The organism is Sphingomonas sp. 2378, from assembly GCF_038084995.1.
In the GTDB taxonomy this organism is placed as follows: Bacteria; Pseudomonadota; Alphaproteobacteria; order Sphingomonadales; family Sphingomonadaceae; genus Sphingomonas.
Genome location: NZ_JAXCMJ010000090.1, coordinates 1 through 3150, shown reverse-complemented (window position 1 = coordinate 3150; position 3150 = coordinate 1). Strand labels below are relative to the sequence as shown.

Below are 3150 nucleotides of genomic sequence, written 5' to 3'. Positions count from 1 at the left end.
CAGCGCAAAACCCCAAAACCCCATAGGTCACCCAGCGTGGCCCGCGGCTTCCTGCTTTGGAGGATATCGTACACCTGCCGGTGCCCGATTTCCTTCACAAATGCGGTCACTCGGAGGTGACTATCAGGCTTCCAGCTTTAGTCGTTCGTTCATGTTAACCCGCAAAAGCAGGCTAAGAGGCTGCGGCTGACGCCTTGCGTGAGCACTCGCCCGGTCACTGCCGACGCGGTGCCTGATTTTGAAGAGGCGGCTCGGTAGCTAGGAACGTCTTCTCGAAGGCATCCTCGCGTTTCTTCATCGCGGCGCGCACGTCCTTCCACCCGACGCTCCAGTGCAATCGCCGACGCCAGGGCCAACCCTTAATTTCATCCGCCTCGGGTCTCTCCTCACCGACCAGCAGCCGATCGTCGGCTCCGGCGACCAGGAGCGCATGGGCGCTGAACGCGGCCACGTCGTCCACGTCGTTCCGGTATTTTCGCGCCCAGTGTTGGACGTACCCGTAGCGCCGGTACTCCGCGTAAGCGGCAGCATGCACTTCGGCGAGCCAGCCCGTGGCAGGCGGCGCTTGATGCGCGGCCCACCACTCGTCGTTCTCCGCCGAAGGCACGAGGAAGCCGGCCAGCACGAGCCCGCGCGCGACCCGTCCCGACGTGTGGCCGGCTAGGTCGCGCTCGATCTGCTCCAGGAGCCACTCGCCCTGGCCGTTCCGCTGCAGGCCGTTCGCGAACTCGAACAGCTTCTTGTCATTGTTCGCCTCCGCGAGCGCGAGCTCCCGCGCGTCGTCCGCACCCGGACCGACTACCTCGGTGGCAAGATCGTAGAGCGCGCCCATCCGCATGTTGGTGGACATACTCGCCTTGAGAGCGCGCGCGACCACTCCCGCTTTGGCGCCTGGGACGAGATCCTCGACCGCGTCAAGCGAGCGCATAAGCGGGAAGTCCTCGGGCATGAAGAGGAGGTCATGCAAGCCGGACTCGTTCTCGAGAAACGGTCGCATCCACTCGATAAAGTCATCACCTCGTGCCGCGATAAGCTCGTCCCAGCCGCGGGGAACGGTCAGCAAGGACCTGGGATACACCCGCGAGCGCGAAGTCCGCAGGTGCTCGAGTTCCAACCGGACGTGCTCCGCGAACGCGTCGAGGTAGACCTTCTGGGTCGGGTGGCGCGCCAGCAGACTGCCGAGCACGTCCGGATGCACGTGATCCAGCACGGAACCGTCGTTTGCCGAGCGCGCGGCTCAGCTCGTCGCCAGGGGCATGGGCCACGACCACGCTGGTCAGCGAGCGGCCGCACGCGAGATGGATCGCGGCGTAACTGGTCGCCATGTCGAAGAGATCGTGGAGCGGCGTGCTGATACTGCCACGTACCGTCAGCACGCCGGCCAGCAGTCGCTGGTGCGGGCGGACGGCGCGGTCGTACTCGTCGAGGAGCGGCGCCAGTGTCATGTCGCCGACACCCCGGGCAAGCACGAGCCGATGCTGACGGGCGGTTACCGGGATGCCGCAGGCGGTTGCGGGCGTGGCGCTGGTCGGCTCGACGGGTGCCATCTTCGCGCGGATAAGCGCGGCCGTGCTATTCGCCTTTTGCTTCGCGCGGGGTCGGAGCAGAGCATAGCCCAGTTCTTCGCACCCGGGCTCGCGCACATCGAAAAGCGTGTCCATCACCTGCCCGGGACTCAGCCAACCCGGCACAACGTTCGTCTTGGTCTTCATATCAATTCCAGTCCGGCGGCGCGGGGCTGCTCGCGTCGCCTTCAGGTCCATTTCACCATCATGGTGCAGCCGACAGGCTATTCCCCTCTTTCCTTCTGGCCGATCGCATCGATCGGGGCGGCCCGAAATCCGTCATTATCTTTCTGAACCGCGATCCATCGGACGCTGTGGCGGCGCTATATCGTCCGGCCCCTTGCTCCGGATATGGGGCGGAGGGCCCTTCGGCCTGCCTCGCGGGGCGGGCCCGGGCGGCACCTGCCGCTCGCCCTCCTTCTCTCGCTGTGGATCGACCCTGGTCACAACGGGCGGATCAGGCGGTCGTCGATCGACGGGCTGGGTAGCGGGGTAATCGACAGAAGCGGGGGGAGCAGGTTTGGGCGGCGATTTCCCTTCCGGCACGGGCGGCCTGCCCGCAGGCTGGGCGGCGGGCATGTCGGCAGCGACGGGTTGTGACCGCGCATGATCCTCCGGCGGCGACATCGTTCTGACCAGGTCGTCCGCTTCCGCCTTCGCGGCCTGTTGCTTACGACGGGCCACCTCGGCGCGTTGCAGCGCTGCCTGCTTGACGCGCTGCCGCTTGGCATCAGCCGCGGCTTGATCGGCCCGCCGCTCCCGTTCGCTGACCATCCAATTCTGGAATTCCTGCTCGCCAGCGTACAGCCGCAGCAGCCGGTCGACCGCCTTCGGCTGATCCGGTGCCAGGCGCACGGTGTCGCCAACAAAAACCAGCCGCCCCTCATCGCGTCCGTGACGCGCCAGCCAGCGTCGAAGACGCCCACGCACCCGTTCTTGGTAATCTGGATGCGGCATCGTCGGCGAGGGTGCCAGCCGCGTCGGAACATAGGTGATCGCAGGGTTGCCTTGTTTCTCCCTGACAATCGCCGCCGCGACCTCATCCCATGCGGTTGCAGCCTGCGCTTCGATCCGGGCGAGCCGCTGCCGTTCGGCCACACGCTCGTCGTCGGAGGGCGAATGCTGCGCTACCCAGTCGAGATGCGCGCGCGCCGCCTCCAACCGCGCACCGTCACCCGCGCGCGGCTTGGTCCGGCGGCCGGGCTCCGGCTCCAGCGTTGCGATCACCGCTTCCGCCCGCGATCGCGATGCCGCCACTACGACATCGGTGACGTCCATGTCATGGCGGCGCTGGATCAGTCGGCGGGACAATCGCTCATATCGCCGGGCAGCGGCAACCGCGTCGGGCTGGTCACCGATCGACGGCAGGATCAGCGTCATGTCCCTTGCCAGCACGTCGGTCGCAGCAGCCGCCTTCTTCTCGCAGGCGGCAAGCTCATCGCTCACGATCTGCCGCGCGTTGCGGGTGCCGACCTCCGTCGCGACCCCACGCCGCTCGTGGCCGGTCGCGCGATTGCCCATATGCTCGAGCGGGGTCAGGGCGATGCCATTTTCCTCATAGGTGCCGTGGAGGTAGCGCTCCTCG

The 3150-nt window shown here is 66.7% G+C and carries 2 protein-coding genes and 1 pseudogene; 1 reads left to right on the top strand and 2 read right to left on the bottom strand.

Annotated elements, in window-relative coordinates; translation table 11 throughout:
• Positions 1 to 214: 214 nt before the first annotated feature.
• Positions 215 to 1210, bottom strand: coding sequence for a hypothetical protein (locus SM191_RS19270; protein ID WP_341507619.1), 996 nt, complete (start codon positions 1208 to 1210; stop codon positions 215 to 217).
• 88 nt (positions 1211 to 1298) lie between these two features.
• Here SM191_RS19270 and SM191_RS19265 point away from each other — a divergent pair, with 88 nt between their 5' ends.
• Positions 1299 to 1859 carry a hypothetical protein gene (locus SM191_RS19265; RefSeq protein WP_341507618.1) on the top strand — a complete coding sequence of 187 codons (561 nt, stop codon included), beginning with the start codon at positions 1299 to 1301 and terminating at the stop codon, positions 1857 to 1859.
• Here SM191_RS19265 and SM191_RS19260 read toward each other — a convergent pair.
• Positions 1848 to 3150: pseudogene (locus tag SM191_RS19260) on the bottom strand (hypothetical protein); the annotation flags it as partial. The gene SM191_RS19265 and the pseudogene SM191_RS19260 sit on opposite strands and share 12 nt — an antisense overlap.

Bases quoted from the DNA above. Each gene is read 5' to 3' on its own strand.
- SM191_RS19265 (WP_341507618.1), top strand. From the start codon at position 1,299: ATGGATCGCGGCGTAACTGGTCGCCATGTCGAAGAGATCGTGGAGCGG.